Annotated in this window: 19 protein-coding genes; 12 read left to right on the forward strand and 7 right to left on the reverse strand. The window is 70.6% G+C overall.

Going from position 1 to position 22,306, the window contains the following annotated elements; genetic code table 11:
• Nucleotides 1-22: 22 nt before the first annotated feature.
• From ACIBF8_RS28965 to ACIBF8_RS28985, 5 genes are all read right to left on the reverse strand, one after another.
• Nucleotides 23-1,603 carry a SagB family peptide dehydrogenase gene (locus ACIBF8_RS28965; protein ID WP_396787092.1) on the reverse strand — a complete coding sequence of 527 codons (1,581 nt, stop codon included), beginning with the start codon at nt 1,601-1,603 and terminating at the stop codon, nt 23-25.
• A 35-nt stretch (nt 1,604-1,638) separates the two neighbouring features.
• Complete coding sequence (locus tag ACIBF8_RS28970) at nt 1,639-3,552, reverse strand: TOMM precursor leader peptide-binding protein (protein ID WP_396787093.1); 1,914 nt, start codon at nt 3,550-3,552, stop codon at nt 1,639-1,641.
• On the reverse strand, nt 3,542-5,722 hold the full coding sequence (locus tag ACIBF8_RS28975; RefSeq protein WP_396787094.1) for a TOMM precursor leader peptide-binding protein: 2,181 nt from the start codon (nt 5,720-5,722) through the stop codon (nt 3,542-3,544). Before ACIBF8_RS28975 ends, ACIBF8_RS28970 begins: the two co-directional genes overlap by 11 nt.
• A 64-nt stretch (nt 5,723-5,786) precedes the next feature.
• The gene (locus ACIBF8_RS28980) at nt 5,787-7,538 is read right to left on the reverse strand and encodes a BTAD domain-containing putative transcriptional regulator (RefSeq protein ID WP_396787095.1); all 1,752 of its coding nucleotides are present in this window, start codon (nt 7,536-7,538) and stop codon (nt 5,787-5,789) included.
• A 337-nt stretch (nt 7,539-7,875) separates the two neighbouring features.
• The gene (locus ACIBF8_RS28985; RefSeq protein WP_396787096.1) at nt 7,876-9,138 is read right to left on the reverse strand and encodes an amidohydrolase; all 1,263 of its coding nucleotides are present in this window, start codon (nt 9,136-9,138) and stop codon (nt 7,876-7,878) included.
• A 326-nt stretch (nt 9,139-9,464) separates the two neighbouring features.
• Between ACIBF8_RS28985 and ACIBF8_RS28990 the strand changes: the two genes are divergently transcribed.
• Nucleotides 9,465-10,394 (forward strand): LuxR C-terminal-related transcriptional regulator, encoded by a 930-nt coding sequence (locus ACIBF8_RS28990; RefSeq protein WP_396787097.1) that lies wholly within the window; start codon nt 9,465-9,467, stop codon nt 10,392-10,394.
• Between the two features lie 678 nt (nt 10,395-11,072).
• Here ACIBF8_RS28990 and ACIBF8_RS28995 read toward each other — a convergent pair.
• Nucleotides 11,073-11,321, reverse strand: coding sequence for a hypothetical protein (locus ACIBF8_RS28995; protein WP_396787098.1), 249 nt, complete (start codon nt 11,319-11,321; stop codon nt 11,073-11,075).
• Between the two features lie 105 nt (nt 11,322-11,426).
• On the opposite strand from ACIBF8_RS28995, the gene ACIBF8_RS29000 reads away from it, so the two are divergent.
• The 7 genes from ACIBF8_RS29000 (at nt 11,427) to ACIBF8_RS29030 (ending at nt 19,701) form a co-directional block, all read left to right on the forward strand.
• Entirely contained in the window at nt 11,427-12,590 is a 1,164-nt protein-coding gene (locus ACIBF8_RS29000; RefSeq protein ID WP_396787099.1) for a S8 family peptidase, read from the forward strand.
• Between the two features lie 4 nt (nt 12,591-12,594).
• Nucleotides 12,595-13,206, forward strand: coding sequence for an RNA polymerase sigma factor (locus ACIBF8_RS29005; protein WP_396787100.1), 612 nt, complete (start codon nt 12,595-12,597; stop codon nt 13,204-13,206).
• The gene (locus ACIBF8_RS29010) at nt 13,203-13,691 is read left to right on the forward strand and encodes a hypothetical protein (RefSeq protein WP_396787101.1); all 489 of its coding nucleotides are present in this window, start codon (nt 13,203-13,205) and stop codon (nt 13,689-13,691) included. The genes ACIBF8_RS29005 and ACIBF8_RS29010 overlap by 4 nt, the downstream gene beginning before the upstream one ends.
• A 1-nt stretch (nt 13,692) precedes the next feature.
• Nucleotides 13,693-16,224 carry a CHAT domain-containing protein gene (locus ACIBF8_RS29015; RefSeq protein ID WP_396787102.1) on the forward strand — a complete coding sequence of 844 codons (2,532 nt, stop codon included), beginning with the start codon at nt 13,693-13,695 and terminating at the stop codon, nt 16,222-16,224.
• A 65-nt stretch (nt 16,225-16,289) separates the two neighbouring features.
• Nucleotides 16,290-17,243 (forward strand): SH3 domain-containing protein, encoded by a 954-nt coding sequence (locus ACIBF8_RS29020; RefSeq protein WP_396787103.1) that lies wholly within the window; start codon nt 16,290-16,292, stop codon nt 17,241-17,243.
• A 947-nt stretch (nt 17,244-18,190) separates the two neighbouring features.
• Nucleotides 18,191-18,421 (forward strand): hypothetical protein, encoded by a 231-nt coding sequence (locus tag ACIBF8_RS29025; protein WP_396787104.1) that lies wholly within the window; start codon nt 18,191-18,193, stop codon nt 18,419-18,421.
• 95 nt (nt 18,422-18,516) lie between these two features.
• Nucleotides 18,517-19,701, forward strand: a complete 1,185-nt coding sequence (locus ACIBF8_RS29030; protein ID WP_396787105.1) for a radical SAM protein — start codon at nt 18,517-18,519, stop codon at nt 19,699-19,701.
• Between the two features lie 23 nt (nt 19,702-19,724).
• Here ACIBF8_RS29030 and ACIBF8_RS29035 read toward each other — a convergent pair whose 3' ends face one another.
• Nucleotides 19,725-19,991 (reverse strand): hypothetical protein, encoded by a 267-nt coding sequence (locus ACIBF8_RS29035; protein WP_396787106.1) that lies wholly within the window; start codon nt 19,989-19,991, stop codon nt 19,725-19,727.
• A 153-nt stretch (nt 19,992-20,144) separates the two neighbouring features.
• Between ACIBF8_RS29035 and ACIBF8_RS29040 the strand changes: the two genes are divergently transcribed.
• The 4 genes from ACIBF8_RS29040 (at nt 20,145) to ACIBF8_RS29055 (ending at nt 21,956) form a co-directional block, all read left to right on the forward strand.
• Nucleotides 20,145-20,708: an RICIN domain-containing protein gene (locus ACIBF8_RS29040; protein WP_396787107.1), complete on the forward strand. Its 564-nt coding sequence runs from the start codon at nt 20,145-20,147 to the stop codon at nt 20,706-20,708.
• Nucleotides 20,709-20,908: 200 nt separating this feature from the next.
• The gene (locus tag ACIBF8_RS29045) at nt 20,909-21,178 is read left to right on the forward strand and encodes a hypothetical protein (RefSeq protein WP_396787108.1); all 270 of its coding nucleotides are present in this window, start codon (nt 20,909-20,911) and stop codon (nt 21,176-21,178) included.
• Nucleotides 21,179-21,331: 153 nt separating this feature from the next.
• On the forward strand, nt 21,332-21,505 hold the full coding sequence (locus ACIBF8_RS29050; protein ID WP_396787109.1) for a hypothetical protein: 174 nt from the start codon (nt 21,332-21,334) through the stop codon (nt 21,503-21,505).
• Between the two features lie 64 nt (nt 21,506-21,569).
• Entirely contained in the window at nt 21,570-21,956 is a 387-nt protein-coding gene (locus tag ACIBF8_RS29055; protein ID WP_396787135.1) for a transposase family protein, read from the forward strand.
• Nucleotides 21,957-22,306 lie beyond the last annotated feature (350 nt).

A 22,306-nucleotide genomic window follows, 5' to 3' on the forward strand; every position in this document is an offset into this window, starting at 1 on the left:
GGACTCCGTTCGACTCGATTGATCAGGCGATGTCATAGCGAAAGTCCGCGGGACGGGCCCGTTCGTGGCCGAGCAGCATGATCAGCAGGGGCGCCTCGCCGGTGCCGTCGAGGTCGAGCTCCTCGATGAAGGAGATGTTGTCGAAGCCGAGTGCGACGCCGGCGCCGACGTCCAGCGCCGACGCGGCGGTGTAGAAGTTCTGTGCGACGGCACCGATCGTGGCGTTGACCAGGCGGTAGCCGCGATCTCCGACGGCATCGAGCACCGCGGTCGTGCGTACGGTCGGCACGATCACGACGCCGGCCTGCTCAAGGTTGTAGTTGGACAGGAAGTAGTTGCGCTGGAGGAACGGCCCGGGCCTGCCCGCCTTGACCAGGTACAAGGCATGGCCGTCCGGGTCGTACTCGTACGCGCCCGGCGGCACACCGTCGACGTGGTTGACGAAGGCGTAGAGCTTCGCCAGTTGGGCCGCTCCGGCGCCACTCGCCGCGTCGGTGAAGGGCACCCGGGCGCTGGCTGCCAGCCCCGTGCCGAGCTGCGCCGCGGTCAGTGGCACCTTCGCGTCGAAGCGGCCGAAACTGCTGCGCCGACGGCGCAGTGCGGTGCGAACCGGGAGATCGAGCGCGAGCGGAGGCGGCAGCTCGACCCGCGCGCGGCCCGGCTGCGGCGGATGGGCCGCGGCGGCGACCAGCCGCCCGGGTGCGGGCGCCACGGTCGCGCCCTGCACCGTCCCGGCGTGGATCTTGGACATCGTGTCGAAGGTCAGGACGGTCCGCGACCGCTCCTGGTCGCGGTGGCGGACCGACACCCGTCCCGTCGCGCCACCGGTCCGTCGCGCCGAGTCCCAGGCCAGTGGTACGACGGCGAAGATGCCCTCCTCCTCGTTCGCCACGCCCAGCAGTTCGGCGATCCGCGGCTCGTCGAACCAGAGCTCCGGCTCCACGACGCGACCACGGGCACCGGCCCACAGCCGCCAGGTCTGGACGATCGTGCCGATGTCCATCGTGACCGCGTGGAACGAGAAGCTGTTGTACTTGAAGGCGTTCTGCCAGTACTTGACGCTGAGCAGGAGGAACTGGTCGTCGTCCTGGCCCGCGCGGGCACCGAGCGCCTCCCGGACGACCGGCGTCACGTCGCCGGTGAGCAGGCGCTGCATCGCGTGGTGCTTCGTCGAGTAGTGGTAGACACCCGGCGGCATCGGGCCGCTCGGCCCGCAGACCCAGTAGACGCTCACCGGGTAGAGGCCACCGCCCGACGCGGTGCCACGGTTCCAGTTCGCCGTCGTGTACGTCGGCAACGCGCGCAGGTCGGTGTTGGCCTGGACGCCGAGGCGACGGCCGACCAGCCCGTACGAATCGTGCAGCATCGCGGCGAGGAACGGCAGGTCGAACGGGAGTGCCCGGCCCCGTTCCGGGCCGTCGAGCCCGTCCTGGACGGTGGCGTCCCCGGGTGGGCTTCCGTCGTACAGGGGGAAGGTCTCGACGCCGGGGAAGTACTTCCCCTTGCGCGGCTGGTCCGGCCAGTTCGGGACGAAATCCTTCGGCTCCATCAGGACACGACCGCGGTGCATGATGGCGGTCGCGTAGTCATATGCGTAACCCATGTCGGTCCTTGTCTGTCGCGTGGCGGCTCGCGCACTCACGGGAACGGATGCGGGACGAGATGCAGGTCCGCGACCTCCAGGTCGTGATCCCGCAGGCCGGCGGCGGCCAGTGCGGCGCGCATACGCGGCATGTACGGCGCCCGCTGTCGGGCCCAGCCGAAGTCGATCGGCAGGAGCCCCGGTGCCAGGACGCTCACCGTGTGCAGGCCCAGATCCCGCTGCTCGGGCAGCGTCTGGTCGACCGCCACGACGTCGAAACCCTGCGCGGCGACATCGGCCACGCAGCGCCGCAGGTCCACGGCAAGGTCGTCGGAGAGCAACTCGGCGCGGCCAGCGGCCGGGTAGACCTCAGCCATGGCCCGGGACTCCCGAGGGGCCACGAAGAACGCCGCGTGCTCGGCCATTTCGGGCAGGCCGTACACGAGCGGGTGGTCGTGCAGCGCCTGGACGTTGACGAAGTCGGCGACCATCGTCCGGTACCGCGCTTCCTCCCGCTCCGTGCGGCTGCGCAGGTTGACCGAGTCGGTGGCGATCTCGCAGAGGGCCGCCGCCATCGCCGTCTCCGGGTCGAGGCTCGCACCGGCCCCGAAGCAGATGGCGCCCAGGCCACCGCCGATGCGGGTCGCCACCCCGACGACGACCGGGATGCCGAAGCTGATCCGGGCGTCGAAGAACCGCGCCCGGTATCCGCACATCTCCAGTCGGTCGACCATCCACCGGGTCTCGGCGCGGGCACTCGTGCGCGGGTCGATCTCCGGCAGCGTGACCCGGCCGTACCAGGAGAGCAGGAACGCGTCGCGCTCGACGACCTCCATCAGGCCGTGGTAGATCGCCTCCTCGGCGCTGCCGCCCGACGCGCAGCCGTTCGAACTCTCCTGCACGAACCGGTTCTCCAGCCCCGGCGCGTGGTAATAGGCCAGGATCTCCGGCACCAGCACCGGACGGTCGTCACGCAGCGAGTGACCCCAGACCCACGGAATCGGCCGATCCGGCGCGAACGGTGTCACCCGGGGGTTCGCCGCGTAGAACGCATCGGAGTAGAGACCGCAGACCCGCGGGTCGACCGCCGCGTCGCCGAGTTCGTCGTACGACGCCGACACCACGGTCCGTTTGGCCTTGGCGCGCATGCCGGCGATCCGTTCGAGCCCTTCCAGGACGCCGATGCGGGCGCTGCGGGCGTAGCTGTCGGCGTGCCCACCCCAGTACGTCTCCCGCAGGTAGCTGCCCGAGCGCAGCAGGAATCCGCCGCTGACCGCCGAGGTGGACGGCGACACCGGGTCGTAGGCGACCAGGGGACCGACCGGCCCACACAACGGGTTCGCGAACGCCTCCACGGTGAACGGGTAGTCGTCGACGGACCGCAGCCGAAACGAGTCGGGCGCTGACTTGGGGGTGGTCCCGATGGGCGGGCGGGCGGCCTCCGGTGTGTCCGGCACGCTGCGGCCGCAGGACGGGCACTCGGCGTCCGGCACCACCGGGAAGCGGCGCACCGCCAGCACGGCGAGGTCGACCATGTACACCGAGGCGTACCCGTCCCGGGCCGTCGGGCCGGCCGTGCGGTCGACATGCGCGTCGACGAGCGCCGCGATGGCATCGCCGCTGAAGGCCGACCGGAATGGTGACGGCCCGGCCTGCCGGGTCGAGCCGCCCAGTTCCAGCGCGTCGCGCAGGGAGCGCTGCCGAACCGCCTGCCACCGCCGGGCGAGGCACCGGGGGCACGCCGGGTGGGCGGCGTCGCCCCGGAACGGCCCGACGAGGGCGTACGGGCCGTACAGATGCACGGTCACCGACGCCGCTTCCGGGCCGTCCGACACGGCCAGTTCATCCCGTACGCCGAGCGGCACGACCGAGACCGTCAGGTTCCCGCCGAGTCGCCTCCGCAGCCCCTCCTCGAGCTCGGCGCAGTCCCGCGCCCAGTGCTCCGGAGAGCCGACGAGGTCAGGCCGCATGGGGGGAACCGCCGGTCAACACGATCCGCGCCGTGTGGATGCCGCCGACGAGCAGGTCCGGCGGGGTGGTGCGGACCAGCAGCACGTCGCCGCCCGCGTTGCGGACCCCGTCGAGCAGGTCGTCCCACGTGACGTCCGGTACGTCGGCCGGGACGCCGGTCACCGCGAGCACGGCCGGCTCGAAGTCGGCGACGAGATCGTCTCCCGGGTCGACATCGGCGTCGCGCTCCCGGCCCAGCTGCACCCGGCCGAGCAGGTCTCGCACGGCGGTCACCACGGCGGCGTTCCAGGTCAGCTCACTCCCGGTCGCCCAGAGGACGCCGCCGGTGCGGGGGTCGGTGGCGTAGGCGATGGCCACGGGCGAGGTGCCGAACCGTCCGCCGCGCAGGTTGAGCAGGGTGACGTCGACCCCGGCGTTCGCCGCGGACCGCCGCAGGAAGACGACCTCCGGGTTCTCGATGTCGGACAGCCGTGCCGGGGCCACCTCGGCGTGGCCACGGACCGCGTCGATGATCCGGGTGTACGCGACGGCCGACAGCAGGCCCCGCGCGGCGGCCTCGGCGGGGGACGTCCCCGCCCCGGCACCCGCCGAGGTGGCGATGACCGGCCGGTGGGCGTTGTACTCGCCGAACGGCCGGACCGCGGCGGCCGGCACTCCGATCTCCTCCTTCGTGAGCAGCGACGTCGCCGTCACGACCGGTCCGGTCGCAGGTGCCGTGCCACTGCACGTGACGATCTCGGCAACCGTGATCGTGCGGTCCGGCGCGGCTTGTTCGGCGGGCAGGGGGACACCGTGGTCCACGTAGCTGACCGCGGCCGTCCGCAGAGCTGCGAGCCGCGCGCCGGCCAGGGTGTGCAGGTCGAACGTCGCCACCTCCCGGGTACGCCCGGGGCCGGACGAGAACCGCAGGGTGCTCACCTTCAACGGGGTCTGGGTCCACTGCTCGTCGCTGAACTCGGCGAAGACGCCGACGTTGGGCTGGATCAGGACCTCGCGGCTGGTCAGTTCGGCCAGCAGCTCCGACGCCTCGACCTGCGCCTCGACGATCCGGGTCTGCCCGATGGCGAGGTCCGTGGTGACCGGCTCGTGGAGCACCGCGTCGCCGGAGCAGAACCGGCAGGCCGGGTGCGGCAGCAGCGGCTCGGCGACCACGTCGAGCGACTCGAGGTCCTGGATGATGACCCTGCCGGTTGTCTCCGCCGGCAGGGCGCCGGTCAGGCTCCGGAACACCTCGTACCCGAGAAGGTTTCCGATCATCGCGGCGAGCGGCCGGCCCACCGCGGCGTCCCGGCGGGCCGTGGCAAGGGACACCCCCTGCCACAGGTCGGCGGCGGCCGCCGGGTCGCCGTTGGCGGCGAGGCGCAGTGCGGCGCACAGCCAGCAGCCGGTGCTGCCGGCCGTCATGTGCGGGCCGATCACAGCACGCCTGCCGAACGTCCACGCGGTGAGCAGGTGACGCCCGGCCGGCACCCGCTCGCTCAGCAGGTCCAGCGTCTGTCGGGCGCCGGCGGACCCGCCGGTCACGACGACGACGTCGTACGCCGCGAGTTCGTCCCAGGTGTAGCGGGGGCCGGCGGCCGGGACGACCTCGATGTCGACCGGGCAGCCCTCCTCGGTGAGCACCCGCGCCTCGGCCCGCACCTCGGCGAACCGGTTGTCGGGGTGGTCCAGGCCCGGGATGATGCCGATGCCCGCCGACCCGTTGCGCACCAGACTCAGGACGCACCAGCGTGCCACCAGGTCGTCGCCCAAGACCGCCACCCGGGCATCGCGGAAGGTCATGAACCGGGCGTCCGCGCCGTCGGCGTAGTGGTCCACGTACGCGATCTGCGGCGCGAACCGCCCGGCGACTGCCGCCTGTCCCTCGCCGATGGCCCCGGTTGCCAGCGGCACGTCGCGGGCGAAGCCACGCTCGTACAGCGTCCCGACCAGGTTGGCGACCATGGCCCGCTGCTCCGCGCCGAGCGCCGCGCCGAGGTCCGCGACCTGGTGGTCGCCGGTGAGGTAGGGGACGATCAGGGTGGCCAGCCGGTACGCGCTCCGGCCGCTCAGCTGGAAGCCGCCGAGGGAGTTGTGGAACAGGACGCCGTCCGGCGTCTGGGTGTAGAGAACGTCCCGGCGGATGCGCGGCCGGGTCTGGGCGATGTCGTCGAAGGTCGCTGCGGCCATAGCGGAAGCACCTCTGTTTCTTGTAGATGACGGCAGACGCCGCCGGGACGGGGTGGACCGGCAGTCACGCCGCGAGTGCGGTGCTCCGATCGCCGTAGCCATCGACGGCGAAGGCCCGGACCAGTTCGTGCATCGTGTAGGTGCCGGAGCCGCCCTCAAGGGCGCCGGCGTCAGCCAGCAGGTCGAGGATCTGACCGGTGGCGGTAACGGGACGGTCGAGGACGCCGGCGAGGTCGGCGAGGGTCATGGATCCCGGGTACGAACATCGGGCGATCCGGACGAGCGCGTCGCTGAGCCGGGGATCGAGCTCGTCGAGCCAGGCCCCGAAGGTCCCGGTGATCGACATCCGGGGGTCGTCGCTGAGGGACATCCGGGCAAAGCGGTCGCCCCGCAGCCATGTGACACAGTCGGCGATCCGGGTGCGCGGGCGAACCTGCAATCGCGCCGCCATGATCCGCAGGGCCAGCGGAAAGTTCCCGCAGAGCGCCGCCAACTGATGCACCGCGTCGGGTTCGGCTGCGGTCCGGTCCGGTCCGAGCAGGACCGAGAAAAGTTCGAAAGCCTCGTCGTCGGTGAACGGGTCGAGCCGGTGTACCCGGCCGCCGTGCGTCGCCACCAGCCCGGTGAGGCTCATCCGGCTGGTGATGAGCACGGAGTGTCCACCGCCGAGCGACAGGACCCCGCGGATCTGCTCGGCGTCGAGCACGTCGTCCAGGATGAGCAGGACCGGGTCTGCCGCCCCGGCAAACTGGAGCCGCACCAGCTCGGCGGCCAGCTCCACGGGCGTCCGGGCCGTACCGTCGGGGCGGCGCATCCGGAGCGTGGCGTGGCCTGCCACGGATCTGGCCCGGAGTCGGTCCGCGACGTGTAGCGCCAGGGCCGTCTTGCCGATGCCTGGTGCGCCGGTCAGCACGACCGTCCGTGGGCCCGGCCGATCGTCACCGAGCCACCCGGTGAGAAGCGCGACATCCGCCGCCCGCCCAGTGAAGTCGCTCGTCGCCATCGGTGGAGGTGGCTCCTCCGTTCTCGCGGCGCCACCGCTGGTGATCGGGACATCGTTGGTCGCGCCGAGGGCCGTCAACTCGTCGCCGCGCAGAATCGCGGCCTCCAGCCGTTGCAGCGACAGTCCCGGGTCCAGGCCCAACTCGTCGAGGAGGTACTGCTTGACGTTGCGGTACTCGACCAACGCCTCGGTCTGCCGGCCGGTGCGGTACAGCGCCTCGATGAGCTGCTCCGCGAAGCGCTCGTGCCCCGGGTGCGAGCGGGCGGCTCGCCACAGGTCGGGCAGTACGTCCCGGCAGCGGCCGAGCATCAACTTGAGGTCGTGCACCCGTTCGGACGCCCGCAGCCACTCCTCCGTCAGCCGCGGCGCCTCGTCCCGGCACAGCGCGTCGGACGGCACATTGGCCAGCAGCGCGCCGCGCCACAGCCCCAGGCCCTCCGCCAGGATGTGCAGCTCGGACTCGAGATCCGTCTCATTCTCGGCCCGGCCCACCAGTTGGCGGAACCGCAGCAGATCGAGCGTCTCGGCGTCCGCGACGATGCGGTAGCCGCCTGGAACGGACTCGATCACATTGCCGGCGATGCCGTGCTTGGCGAAGAGTCGCCGCAGGCGAAGGACGCAGGTCTGTAGCGCGGCCTTGGCCGACGCCGGCTGTTGCTCGCCCCAGATCGCGCCGAGCAACGAGTTGATCGACACCACCGCGTTGGGGCGAAGCAGCAGGGCCGCCAGCAGAGTGGTCGGCTTGGATGGCGGGAGCACGGCGACGTCACGCCCGTTGGTCAGGTTCAGCGTGCCCAGGATTTGAAAACTCATGCGCCGGAATTGGACTGCGCTCACAGCTTCAACATTCGCGAAATTCGTCATCGCGTCGTCCTGCTCAACAGAGACACACCGTTTCTCCCCCCACTCGACACCGATGACCACTGCGGGATGATTTCGACCGCGCTCCCCTCTTGCGGGAATAGCGCTTTCGCTCTGCGGTGCTGTCAACAAGTTTGTTAGGTAGGCAATAAGAGGGTCAAGGAACGATCGGCGGTAAGAAGCTGCATGGCAGCTTTCCCACGAACGGCGCGGCCGCCTCGTCACAGGATCGCCGCTGGTAGCGGGTGGTCGGCCGCTGGTAGCGGGTGGTCGGCCACGCCATCCGCGGTCACCGCCTCAGGTGGGCGAGCGCGGCGAGCGTCATCGCCGAGATGCCGGTCGGCAGGGCCAGCGCCACGTGCGGGGCGAATGCGGGAGAGTGGTTGGCGGGCACCGGAATTGTCGCCGCCATCGACCATTGGCGAGGGCTCGCCACGCCCAGCAGCCAGTAGACCGTCGGTATGCACGAATGGCCGTGCACATCGCTGCCCTCATCACCGAAGAGCGGGAAATCCTCGGTCGCCATCGCACGTGGCCAGGAGGCGATCCGCGAGGCGCCGAAGGCGGCCTCGTGCGCCGCGCGTACCACGGCGGTGGCCTTGGCATCCGGCAGGTTCACCGGCGAAGAGGACACCGTTCGGATCTCGGGTTCACGGTCCACTCCGGACGCGGAGCACTCGGCCCTGACTATCCGGGTGACCGCGGCGACCACGCGGCCCAGGGTGGCGCTGGCGAACGCGCGAATCGTCAACCCGATGACGGCGTCGGCGGGAATGACGTTGCCCGTCTCGCCGGCTCGCAGCGAGCCGACGGTGAGCACGACCTGCTCAGCCGGGTCCACCTCCCGAGACACGACTGTCTGTAGGCGGAGCACGACGGCTGCGGCGATGACGACGGGGTCGATGGTGAGGTGCGGCGTCGCCGCGTGACCGCCTCGACCGAGGATCGTGATCTCAAGGGAGACGCTGCCGGCCATCACCGGTCCGGCGCCGAACGCCAGCATTCCCGCCGGAAAGGGCGCGCTGTGCTGAGCGAGGACGACGTCGGGTCGGCCGGTCAGGTCGTACAGGCCCGCCGCCAGCATGGCCCGGGCCCCCTCCAGGGTCTCCTCAGCGGGTTGCCCGACGATGGCGAGTGTCCCACCCCATTCCTCACGGTCGGCGGCCAGCACCTGAGCGGCCCCGGCCAGACAGGCGAGGTGCAGATCATGGCCGCAGGCATGCATCACCGGAACCTCCCGGCCGGTAGGACCGGCGGCCACCTCCCCGCTCGCGTACGGCAGGCGGGTCTCCTCCTTGACCGGCAGGGCGTCGAGTTCGGCGCGGAGAAGGACGGTCGGGCCGACGCCGTTACGCAGGACGCCCACCACACCGTGCCCCCCGACCTCGGTGGACACGCGATAGCCGGCAAGGCGTAGCCGCTCGGCGAATCTGCCCGCCGTCCGTGCTTCCGCTCCCGACAGCTCGGGATGGGCATGCAGGTCGATGTAGAAGGCGGCAGCCTCCCGTAGGGCCGTGCTCGGGCCGGACAGGGGCTCAGGGGCTGATTTCATCCAGAAGTCCTTTTGGTACCGGCGATTTCCGTGGAAGGTCGCCGAAAGAAGGTGACCACTTCCTGTCCCGTACGGAAGAATTTTCCCCAAGCGAGTCGCGCCATCGGCGGATGAGCGGAACTGCAGTGGTCGAACGGATCTTGCATTGCCGCACGGCGACTGATAACTTTCGGGCATTTCAGTATGTTGAGCTGTCGGGGTGGTGAAGTGACCCGGTGAAGGCTGAGGACCACCGACAGGGAAGCCGGCCAGAGGGCACAATTACTGCTGAAGCGGCCCATCTCTACCAATGGATTCTGCAACGGGGCCAGGTATCCAGTGGAGAGTTGGAGGACGCAACGGTCGTCCTTGGGCAGTCCCATGAGGAGTTGGCCGAGGCTTTGGCGTCGCTGCTGGCCCTGCGGCTGCTGCGACACGCGCCCGAAGAGCCCGGCGTGCTGGTGGCGAACAGCCCGGATGCGGCCGTCGCGGAGCTCGTGGCCCCCCTGGAGTTCGAGGTACGTCAGCGCCAGCGCCGGATGGAGGCGCTGGAGGCGACCCTGCGGGCCTTCAACCCGATCTACTTCAACACCCGCCAGGTCCGCAATCGGCGTGAAGCCATCGACATCATCGACGAGGTGGACCGGGTACGCGCCACTCTCGCCGGGATCGCCCGACGGTGCTCGGTCGAGGTCTTCAGCGCCCATCCGGGGGTGCTATCGGACGGAGCTATCGAGGAATCCCTGCCAAAGGATCTCGAAATGCTGGCACGGGGGATTCGAATAAGAACAGTCCACCAACATCCGGTGCGTGTCCATCCGCGCATGCGCCCTTTCCTGAACAAGCTCGTCGATGCGGGCTGCGACGTGCGCACCCGAGAAGAGATCACCGACCGGATAATCATCTTCGACCGCGAGATTGCGGTCATTCCGAACATGCTCGCGAACGGTGCGGTCGTCCTACGGGAGCCGTCCGTGGTGGATTACCTCTACCGCTCGTTGGAGCTGGTTTGGGCTTCGGCCCTGCCCTTTGACGACGAGACCACGCCAAACGGCGGCTACGGAGTGGCCGGCGACGACCTCAAACGGGCACTGCTGCACCTGCTGGCGGCCGGCCGGAAAGACGAGTTCATCGCTCGCAAGTTGAGCATCTCGGTGCGCACCTGCCGGCGGCACATCGCGGAGATCATGCATGACCTGGGTGCGGAGAGCCGGTTCCAGGCCGGGGTGCTCGCTCGGCAGCGCGGACTGTTGGACGATCTCACCGAGGCGGGGTGAGGACGGCCGCGTCAGTCAGTCCCAACCCGTGGAGTTCCCGCCGCTGAGGATTCGCATCTCGCTCCCCCTTCCGGTGGCGATCATTGCCGGTGGTATCACCTGGCATACCCAAATTCTGCGGGGGCCGGGCGGCGGCGAACAGCCGCAGGAAGCTGCGTGACATGTTGTTCCGTGTCCGGTTGTCGGTATGCCCCGGAGCTCCGCGCCAACGGCATCACCCGGTCATCGCCCGACACGGCACCGGCACGGATCCTCGCTCGGACGCCGTAAGCCTGGAGCTGGCGCTCCGGCCGGTCAGCCGGCCGGTCAGCCTGACTCTCGCTCGGCCGTGGCCGAGTCGCCGTGGGCCCTGCTACGGCGGCGCCAACCAGCAGTGGAGTCTCGCGGAGCGTCGGTGAGGTGAGGTGAGGTGAGGTGAGGTAGAACCTGCCTCGGGTCTCGCCGTGCTGCTCGAACATGTCCGCCCGGACGAGGGCGCGAAGTGCGGGACGCGGTCTGAACATCGCGAGGGAAGTGCCACATCCAGCCTTGCCGTCATGCGCTGTGCAGGTCCACAACCCGTGCCTCTCGGTGATCAGGCGGCTGCCCGGCCCGGCGACCCGGTCAGGCGGCCGGCTGGGCGAGGATCTCTGGTCGTCGTGGCGTTACCGGGCGAGGCCCGTACCGGTGGCCAGTGGCTCAACGCCCTTCGAGGCTGGGCGGAAGCGCGCGTGCGGCCGGAGTCGTGAGCTCCCGGATCGGCGTATCGGTGAGATGTTGTGCGCGAGATTGCTCATACAGATCAATGAATCGGCGGTTGAAGCTCAGGTGCCGCTCGACGATCGAATTGTAGTGGAACCGCAGTTCGTCGTAGGTCTGAGATACACACGGATGGCTATCATCGATGCGCCGGCCGGGCCATTGGCGGCGGCAGCGGAACGTGCTCAACTGTGCTGGTGACCACCGACCCGCGCCGGGCGCGGGACGGTCCTGAGTGAATCGGCCGTACTACCGGGAGGTCAGGTGTCCCGCCCCCCTTACCGTCCTGACGTCGTGCTCGTGCCGGCGTGGGTGGCGGAGCGTCCAGAGACGGTCGAGCGGCTCAACGGGCTGCTGGCCGAGGCCGGTTTTGGCCGGCCGTTGTCCCCGCCGGCCGCCCCCGCACCGCCCGCCGTCGAACTGGTGGAACTGCCCGTCCAGGGTGACCCGGTGGCCGTGGCCCGGGCCAGCCGCCGGCTGGCCGGCCGATCCGACGCCGACGTGCCGGAGTGCCTGCCCGACTACGAGTGCATGGCCGCCACCGTGGAGGACGACGCCCGGCTGGAGACAAATCTCTACCCGTACTTCCGGGCCAGCGGCTGCAAGAGCGGGCATGGCACCGTTGCCTGGCTTCCGGCGCCCGACTACGTGATGCTGCCGAAGCCCGTACGGCGCCCGGCCAGCCAGTTCCCGGCCGGGCGGCCCGTGGTGGCGCTGCTCGACACCGGGGTGCGGGAGCACGACTGGCTGGTGGAGACCGACGGCGAGCCGTACTGGGAGGAGGCGCAGGGATGGACGCCGCTGCGCGCCATTCCGGAGGTCGCCGGCCAGGAGAGCCACGGCGAGGAGAGAGACGGGCCGGACTTCGGTAGTCATTGGGGGCACGGCACCTTCCTCGCCGGACTGGTCCGCCTTGAGGCGCCCGACGCGCGGATCCTCTCGTTGCGGGTGATGAGCGACGCGGGCCGGGTCAGCGACCTGAACGCGGCACACGCGCTGAACTGGCTGGCGGACCGGGTTTGCGACGGCCACCGGGTCGACGTCGTGCTGACCGCGTTCGGCCGCCCGGGGGTCGGCGAGGAAGAAGAGATGGAGCCGGTCCGGGAGGTGCTCAAACGCCTGGCGGACCGGGGCGTTCCGGTGGTCGCCTCGGCCGGGAACGGCGGTACGGACAGCCCAGTCTATCCGGCTGCCTTCGCGGTCGACCCGACGCTTACGGTGATCAGCGTCGGGGCCTGCGCCTCGCCGACCGCCCGGGCGCCATACAGCAACCACGGGGTGTGGGTGCGCCAGTGGCACGAGGGCACCAATGCGGTGAGCATCATGCCATTGTCCACGGCACCGGTCACCGTGCTGGGCGCGTACGCCTACTGGAGCGGCACGTCGTTCGCGGCGGCCCGGTACGCGGGCCGGCTCGCCCAGGGGCTGGTGCCGGCATCCGTGCGGCTGCCGGACTGACGCCATGTCCAACGTGTCGGAGACCCCGGTGGACCGCGCGGGCGCATCGCTCGACCGCGCGGCACGCCTCGGCGAGCGCCTCGAGCGGGCCAGGGCGGGCGACAGGGACGCCCTCGACGAAGTGGTCCGGGAACTCAACCCGCTGCTGTGGCGCGTCGCCCGGGCACAGGGCCTCGCCGCCGAGGAGGCCGCCGATGTCGTCCAGACGACCTGGCTGGAGCTAGTACGCGGACTGCACACCATACGGTCCTCGAGCGCGCTCACCGCGTGGCTGGTGACCACCACCCGCCGGGAATCCTGGCGGGTACGTGGGCTCGCCCAGCGGCAGACGCCGCATGATGCGGCGACGCTGGAGTCCTCGCCCGACCCGGATCCGGGCCCGGCCGACCTGCTGCTGTCCGAGGAACGTGACCGGGCGCTATGGCAGCACGTCGCTCGGCTGCCGGAGCGGTGCCGGGCGCTGCTGCGGATCGTCGCGCACGTCGACCGCCCCGACTACACGGCGGTGGCCGAGGCGTTGGACATGCCGCGCGGCAGCATCGGGCCGACCCGTGGCCGGTGCCTGGCGAAGCTGCGGGAGATGCTGGCCGCCGACTCGACGTGGAGCCCGACATGACCGTCCCGCACTCCGCCGACCAGCCGCTCGACGACCTAGACCAGGCAATCCTGGACCAGCTGGCCGCGGTACTCACCCGGCTCGACCCGCCGCCCCCCGACCTCGACGACCGGGTACGCCTTGTGCTGGCACTCGACGACGTTGACCGGGACGTCGCCCGGCTGCGCGAAGAGCAACTCGTCGGCGCGGTGCGTGGCACGGAACGGACCCGCACCCTGACGTTTGACGCGGAGAGCCGAACCGTGATGATCACGATCGTAGACCGGCCCGACGGCCTGGTCCGGATCGACGGCTGGCTCGCGCCTGGCGCCGCCGTACGGGTCGAGCTGCGGCACCCCGCGCCCGACCCGTCCCAGACGGTGGAGTCCGACGCGTCCGGCCGGTTCGTGCTGGACGGCGTGCCGCACGGCCTGGCGCAGGTGGTGGTGCACCCGGCGCGGGGTGAGCACGCACCGCAGGTGGTCACGCCGGCCCTCGCCCTGTGACATGGACCCGGCCGCACTCGCTCGCCGAGCCACCCGCTGGCACGCGGCGGGCCTGGCGTCTAGCGACGCCGGCCAGCCGGGGCGGGCCGCCCGGGAACTGCGGACGGGCCTGCGGCTGGCAAGGCGCCACCCCGCCCTGCGCGACATCCACGCCCGCCTGCTGATCAGCCTCGCCTGGGCCGAGTCCGAGCGAGGCCGGGTGGAGCTGGGCTTCCGGCTGCTGGACGAGGCCGAGGCACTCGTGGCTCCGCCGCAGCGGCCGATCCTGCTCGGCCAGCGGGCCCTGCTGCTCAAACGCAGCGGCCGCAACGCGGAGGCGCTGCGCCAGTACGACGAGTCCATTGACCTGTTGAGCAATCTGACATACCCGGCCGATCTGGTTAAGGCGCTCAACAATCGCAGCCTCGTGCACCTGGAGGCGGGCAACGTCCGGCTCGCCCGGGCCGACCTGCGGCGCTGCGCCGAGGTCGCCGCCCGGCACGGGCTCGGCCTGCATGTGGCCATGGCGCGGACGAACCTGGGTTGCCTCGACGTGATCGCCGGTGACCTGCCCGCCGCGCTGCGTGCCTTCGCCCAGTCCGACGCCGACTACCGGGTGCTCGCGCCGGGCCGGCTCGCCAACCTGGCCGTGGAACGGGCCCGCGCTTTGGTCGCGGCCGGGCTGTACCGCGAGGCCGAACGGCAACTCGCCAGCGCGGTGGAGCGGGCGACGCAGCAGCAGCTCAGACACACGTACGCGGATGCTCTCCAGGTTCGCGCGGAGGCGGCCCTGCTTGCCGGCGAGCCGGTCGCCGCCGCGCGGTGGGCTCGACACGCCCGTGCCGCGTTCCTCGGCCGTGCCAACGTCCGCCGTGCGGCCTTGGCTGCCCTGCTCGAGCTGCGCGCCGACCAGGCGGTCGGCGAGGTCGACCAGGCGACGGTGGCCCGGCGCGCCGGGGTGCTGGCCGGCCGGTTGGCCCGGCTCGGGCTGCCCGAGGACGCCCGGGTCGCCGGTATGGTCAGGGCCCGGGCGCTGGTGGCCGCGGGACGACCCCGCCGGGCGGCGGAGCTGATCGGGCGACAGGCCGGACCACGGCGGACCGATCGGCTCGACACGCGCCTGCTCTGGCACATGGCCCGCGCGGAGGTGGCGGCCTCGGCCGGCCGCCCGGCCGAGGCCCGTCGGAGTCTGCTGGCCGGAATGACCGCTCTGCACCGGCACCGCGCCCGGTTCGGCTGCGCCGACCTGCAGACCGGGGCCGCAGTGCACGGCCGCGACCTGGCCCGGGCGGGGCTCGCCGCGGCGCTGGCAGAGGGCTCCGCCAACGCCGTCTACCGGTGGTCCGAGCGGGCCCGGGCCCAGGCGCTGCTGCTGCCGCCGGTGCGGCCACCCGGCGACCCGGTCGCCGCCGAGGCGCTGGAGGAGCTGCGCCAGCTACAGCACCGCGTCCGGCAGACGGAACTCGCGGGCCGCCCGACCCTGGCCTTCCACAGTCGATTGGAGGCGCTCCAGCGGGTGATCCGGGAGCGCGCCTGGGCGACGCCGGGTCCCCGCAACGCGGCGCCGCCGACGCCGGCGCCGCTGACCGCCGTGATGGAGCAGCTGGCCGGCGCGGCGCTCGTGGTGTACGTCGCCGCCGGGGACGTCCTGCGCGCGCTGGTGGTCACTGACCGGGCGACCTCGGTGGTGGTGCTCGGCGACCGCAGCAAGGCCGAGGAGGCGGTACGACGGTTGCGCGCCGACCTGGACGCGCAGGCGGGCCGGGCGATGCCCGCCCGGCTGGCAGCGGTGGTCCGCGCCGCGACGCGCCAGGACGCCGACCGACTGGGCTCAATGGTGCTCGATCCGGTACTTCCGCTGGTCGGCGACCGAGACCTGGTGGTGGTCCCGACTGGGCTGTTGCTGACCACGCCGTGGCACGCCCTGCCAGCGTGCGCGTCCCGGCCGGTCACGGTGGCACCGTCGGTCGCGGTCTGGCTGGCCGCCCGGCGCCGCCTGAACGCCGCCAGGCCCGCCGCCGAGTCGGCGGCGGTGACGGTGGTGGCGGGACCGGGAATCCCCCGGGGTGAGGCGGAGGCCCAGGCCGTGGCGTCGCTGCACCGAGGCGCCGTGGTGCTCACCGGGCCGGAGGCGACCCCGGCGGCGGCACTCGCGGCGATGGCCGGCGCCGGCCTCGCCCATATCGCCGCGCATGGGCAGCACCAAACCGAGAACCCGCTGTTCTCCACGCTGGAGCTGGCCGGCGGCCCGCTGATGGGATACGACGTGCAGGAGCTGCGGACCGCGCCGCATACCGTGGTCTTGTCCTGCTGTGACCTGGGCCTGACCGACGTGCGGCACGGCGACGAGGCGCTCGGCATGCCGACCGCCCTGCTCGCCGCAGGCACCGCCACGGTCGTCGCGAGCGTCAGCCGGGTCGCCGACGAGGCGGCCACGGAGATCATGGTGGCCTATCACCGGGCGGTCGTCGCGGGCCGGCCGCCGGCGGCAGCACTGGCGGAGGCCGTACGCGGCGACCAACCCCCGAGCTTCGTCTGTTTCGGTGCCGGCTGAACTACCAGCACCAGGGTCGTGCCGACAGCAGGTATCCAGGATGGCGCCGGGCCCCCCATCCAGGCATGACTGACCACAATGTGAAGAAGCTCCGACGCCGGGCGGGTCTCGCCGCCGGCCTCACCGTGCTCGCCCTGGCGGCGGGTCTTCTCACGGGGTGCCGCACGAACGGCGGCGCGGCCAGCGGCGGTGCCGAGAACCGCCCCGGCACGGCCGACGGCCTCGCGAAGATCGCCGGAGGCGGCTGTCCGCCGGCCGGCACCCGGAGCGGCGGACTGCTCCCGAAGCTGGACGAGGAAAGCTACACCTCGATCGAAAACCCCTGCCTGCCGTACGGCGACCTGGTAAGCGAGGTGACCCAACGGATCGTGCCTGGGCAGCGGCCCCGGGTCGACCAGTTCCTCGACAACCTTGGCCGCTTTGCCGACCGGCTCGGGCAGGTCAACGACGCCGTCCAATGCGCCTACCAGACGGACCGGCTGGCGGTGCGGATCTACCAGAGCCGGCGCGACTCGTGGGCGGTCGGCGTCGTAGCGGTCCTCCGTGGCCGCCTCGGCGCGGTCGCCGACACCACCGCCTGCTTCCTGATCAAGCAGATCCCGCTCTTGGATCTGGCCACTCAGGGCATCGGACCGGAGCAGGACAACCCGGCGTACTGCTTCGACACCAGCCACCAACAACGCGACGGCGAGGACTACACCATCATGTGGATTGGCTCGTCGGCGTTCACCTGCCGGGGACTCCAGGACGGCCTGGTTCCCGGCGACGGCCGGCTTGTCGCGGTGAAGGCCCGACCCAACGTGTCGCTGCGCGCCGGCCCCTCTACGGGCGACCAGGTGCTGCGGAAGGTGCCCGACGGCACGCTGGGCCGGGTGACCTGCTACCGCACCGGGGAAGCCGTCAAGGACGACGACGTTTGGGCCCGGACGACCGTCCTCGGCGACACCGGCTGGATCGCGGCGGCCTACCTGGACAGCGCTTTGCCGATCCGGGGCACCGGGTTGTGCCCGGACAGCTGAGGCGGCACCGTGCGCGCTGGCGGGCGATCCCACGGGCGGCCGGGTCACCACCGGCCACGTACAAAACGGTGACGGTGAACGTCAGCGCAGCGGTCGTCGCGCCGCACTGCGCATGCGGAGGACGCCGGGTCGACGCCGACCGGTCCGCCCACCCATCGACCAGCAGGCCGCCGCGACCCGGTCGATCCGCGGCCCCGCCCGGCGAGCAGTGGCAGGAAGTCGCCGACGAAATGCCGAGCGGGTCGTCGTCGGGGTGTGGGTGCCAGTAACCGTCGCGGCCGTCGTAACGGGGCGGCGACAACGAACGGGACCGCGCCGTGCGCCAGCACGCGATCCAGAACTCCGGACAGCAGCCCGCGCAGACCGGCGACGCGAGACGTCGGACGCGTACCGTGCAGGCCAGGCAGACCGGGATGGGGCGCGACGACTCGCACTGCCGCGCCAGCGTCGGCGGCCTGCGCACCACCAGCCCGGCCACCATGCACCGCGTCGGCCGGGGGCGGCCAGCCGAAGAACCTGCCCTCCCCGGCGCTGCGACCCACCCCACACTCGCCGCCGAGTTGCCCACCGCAGAACGGTTTCATAGCGAGTGGCTTGCGCCAGGCCGACACGTGGGCTCTCGCTCTCCGAAGCGAAGGGCGGCCTATTGCAGTCCGTCACTCCCCGCTCCACGACGAAGCTACCGCCCAGCAACAGGCGCCGGGAGCGTTGTGGAAGCACGGCCCCACGCGCGACGCCGACAAGTCCGAAAGCCGGGCGGCCTGCGAGACGGTGAAACGCCTGCACCAAACGTCCGCAGACCTCCATCGCGGACATCGCCGCTGACCGGTGCGGCGGCACTCGGTTCGGGGGAGAACCCGACGGATCGGTATCTGCTACCGGCCCTGCCGCCACGTATCCAGAAGACCGGCGGGAAGTCGTTCCGGCCGGAGAAGGGAGCAGGACAGATGTGCGGTATTCAGATCGGTGCTGAAGAGCTGGAGAACATCCTCCTCAACCGAGGGCCGGACGCCTCCGGTGAAGAGGCCGCCGCCTGCGGAGTCCAGATCGGGGCGCCGGAGGTAAGCCGGGTTCTCGCCAACCGCAGCTCGGCACAGCTCGCGGACGCCGCCTGCGGGATCCAAATCGGCGCGCCGGAGAACGCCACGCTGCAGCACAACGCCGGCCCGAACGCCTAGCCGGGTGCATTACCGCGGGGCCCGTTGGCGGCTGCGACCGGCCTACGGGCCCCGCTGACCCGACACACTCAGCATCATTGACGGAAGGAAAAGCCATGATCGGCACCCGCCTGGACGACATCGACGCGCCGCGCCTGATCCGCAGCGAACACGGCTGGTGGTTCATCGGGAACCAGACCTGGACCCTGCTGCGCCCCGAGTGTGTGGGGCCCGACGGCACGGTGGACGACGCCACCACTGGCTTCCTTCGCCGCATTGGGGCGTTCCAGCCGCGTATGCCGGCCTCGTTCTCGCTGACCGTGCTCACCACGACCACCTGCAACCTCGGCTGTGGCTACTGCTTCCAGAACACCGGGCTGGACAACACAGGCGGCGCACGGCCGCCGCGGATCCGGCGGGCCTGGCTGGACACCAGCGTCGTCGAGCGCATCATCACATTTGCCCGCGACCGGATGCGTCGGTGCGAGCTGGATCGCCTCTACCTGCTGCTATTCGGGGGTGAGCCGCTACTCAACCCGCGTGGCTGCCTCACCCTGCTGGACCGAGCCCGCGTGATCGGGCTCGACCAGTGCGCCATGACCACGAACGGCGTTCTGCTGAGCCCGAGGCTGGCCCGCGAGCTGTACGCGGCAGGTCTCAACGGCGTGCAGGTGACGTTCGACGGCAGCCGGGCGGACCATGACCAGATCCGGGTCAAGCGGTCTGGAGCGCCCACCTTCGACACCATCCTGCGTAACGTAGCCCGCGCGACTGAGGTCACCGGGCTGAACTGGAATCTGCGGGTGAACGTGTCGCACCACAACTTCGACCGGATCGCCGACCTCGTTGGGGAACTGGCCGCCGGCCTGAGCCCCGACCGGTGCACAGTGACGTTCGCCTGGGTGGGCGACGCGGGCTTCGGGTACCGCAACACCATGCGGCACATCGATGGTGTGAGCGATGCGTTCGCGAGCTGGAGCATCGCGGCATTGGAAGCGGGCTTCCGGATGGTCCGACCCAGCATGAGAACCACCTGCCACATCTGCTCGGTGCCCGGAGGTCGGTACGGCGCCGTGGTCAACGCCGACGGTCAACTCTTCAGCTGCTGGCAGTCGGCCGGAAAGCCCGGCTTCGAGGTGGGCAGCATCGACGAGGGGTACCTGGACGTGGCCAGCGTCCCGGAACGCTGGGTGCGCTGCGGTTACGAGTACGAACAACCGCAACCGGCGCTGGCCGACACCTTCCAGGACCGGGTGGATGGCCGGTTGCTGGACTACCTCTACACCAGCGGCCGCCTGTAACCCTGTCGATAAGATCACGCCGATCAGCACGTCAGCACCCGACCTGCTTCGACGGCCCGCGCCGGCGATGAGCCGAGCAATGCTGGACCCCGCTTCCGGGCCCGGGCTCCCGCGGCGGCGGCCGCAGCCTGCGCCGGGGTCAGCTCTGCGGCGAACGCGCGCTGCAGGGTGCGCAGCGCGGCGGCGAGGGCGGGTACGTCGTTGACGCCATCGCAGCAGGCGTGCCGATGCCGGACCACGTCGAGATCGCGGCGATCAACGCCCTTGCCCGCACGGAACTGCGCCGCCATGCCGAGTCCCGGCTTCCGCCTACTTGCACGACGGTGCCTTCCACTCGCACACCATCGCGAAGCCGATCCTCGCCCGCGCCTGACGCAAACGTATCTGGTGCCAGCCGACTACCCCTCTATCGATATCTCCAACTCCCATTGAAAGGAACGATCATGAATATCCTCAGCCGGACGTCCATGGTGCTCGTGGTCTGCGTCGGACTCGTCGCCGCCACCGTGGTGGTCGCCTCGCCTGCCAGCGCCGCCACCGAATACTCATTCAGATCACAGAGTTCCGCCACCAGCGAGCACCCCTTCGGCAGCCTGTGTATCGACGTGTCGTACGCCAGCACCGCCAACGGCACCGCCATCAAGCAATGGCCCTGCGACGGCGGCCCGGCCCAGAGATGGACCATGGTCTACGAGGGAAGGTGGGATGGCATCGTCTACTACCAGCTGGTCAGCTCCCTCTGGTCGCCAGACGGCCCCAAGTGCCTCGACCTGCCCTGGGGCAACCCGGCAGCCGGTCAGACGCTGCAACTGTGGGACTGCCTGGGCGTCGCCCGGCAGCTCTGGTCCGTCACGCAGGTACCCGGCGCGAATGGCTACGCGCTGCGTAACCTCCAGACCGGGCAATGCGTCGATGTCCCCTGGGGCGACCCCATCGCGGGCAACGCCGTGTGGCAGTGGACCTGCAACAACACCGCAGCCCAGCAGTGGAACTTGCGTGCCTGGTAGACGGGCGGCCGCCTGATCAACCGCGCGGTTGATCAGGCGGCGGCCTGGCACACCGACCTGGTGTTCTCGCCGCCCTCTGGCCCGCTGGCCAGGCATAGAACAGGTAGAGCAACGCCGCGACCTCGACCGCGCACATACCTTGCTCGAACAGGACCGCCGTGCCAGAGCGAACAATGTCCGGCAGATCTCCACTTCGTGGGGTGGATCTTGACCAGGTTCAGGTGGGCCATGGAGGCTCGGACGAGCAGTGGGGTCTCCGGTTCGCCGTCGGCGAGCCAGCCGATCAGTTCGGAGATCAGAGACGGGACGTCGTCGGCGTCTGGCCCGGCGTAGACGCGTCGGCCGGTGTGCGCCTCGTCGATGTGGATGTCTCCTGGACGGAAGCGGCCCGGCCATTTGCTGAGGTCATGGCGGAGCATCATGAAGTGCAGCGCGTTGAGCAGCAGGTACTGCCAGGTGAACTCGCGTGAGCCGGACGGCGTCCGTGCCCTTGTGAGGCGATGAACCGAGGCCCGCCAGCCCACGCGTCAGGTGTCGTCCTGAAGCAGGTCGTGCAGGTAGCGCTGCGGGTTGGCCAGGAACGATCGGGTCAGTAGTACCGGCTGTGCGTCGTCGTAGTCGACGTGGCTGATGCCGTCGGGTTCGATGTGCAGGATCCGGGCGTGTGGGGCAGCCAGCAGGATGGGGGAGTGGGTGGTCAGGTCGAGGAACGACTCGCCGTGGGATCGTTCGTGCAGGCTGGTGCCGCCGTAGCCGTCGGCGACGCCGAGGCGGTCGATTTCGTGGCCACGTTGTAGAACGACTCGGCCCTACGCCGGTCGCGAGCACGACACCACTGCACTACGCACCTACCCTGAACTCCTGCCCTGCCTACGAGAGGCCGGTGCCGACCTGCGAGCCCTCGGCGATCTGGGCTACGAAGGCGAGTCCAGCACCATCACCGTGGCGTTCAAGAACCCACAGAACAGCCGGCTCGCCGCGATCCAGCAGCAGTCCAACAAGACCCACAACAGCCTGCGAATCATCGGCGAACGCGGAAAATCCCTGCTCAAGACCACATTCAAGGCGCCGCGTAACATCAGTCTCGACCAATGGCGCATCGGCAAGATCGTGGCCGCCGCACTCGTCCTGCTCCACACCGACCAGGACCGCACACATGATCACCACTGGCAATCAGAACGTTGCGCGGAATGGCTCGTTGACGCGACAGCGCAGGCGGTTATCGCATGTGCTTGGCCTGTACGCTGAATATACGCAGGCGGTCGTACTGTCGATGAAACAACGCCGGGCTCGTGGAGGATCCCACGAGGCTGGACTTGGGATGCAGTCCGGATCAAGGCGACATCGAGTCGGCGTTCCAGCGATCCAGATTGATGACGACAAGTGCCGTTAGCGCACACCGCGAGCTGCACGCCGCGTTGTTCGCACTCGTGGCAATTCGGGTGCTCTCAATGGGTGAACCAGCATTCACGCACGACGACGACAGATCGATTTGTTGTACGTCGGACTCGGCAACCAGCGCGGATCGTTCGCGTACGGTCATCACACTGGTAATCAGAACACCCTTTCGCTTTCCGATCGCCGTGGGGGCGGGCACA

It is taken from the genome of Micromonospora sp. NPDC050276 (assembly GCF_044459545.1).
Classification (GTDB): Bacteria; Actinomycetota; Actinomycetes; order Mycobacteriales; family Micromonosporaceae; genus Micromonospora.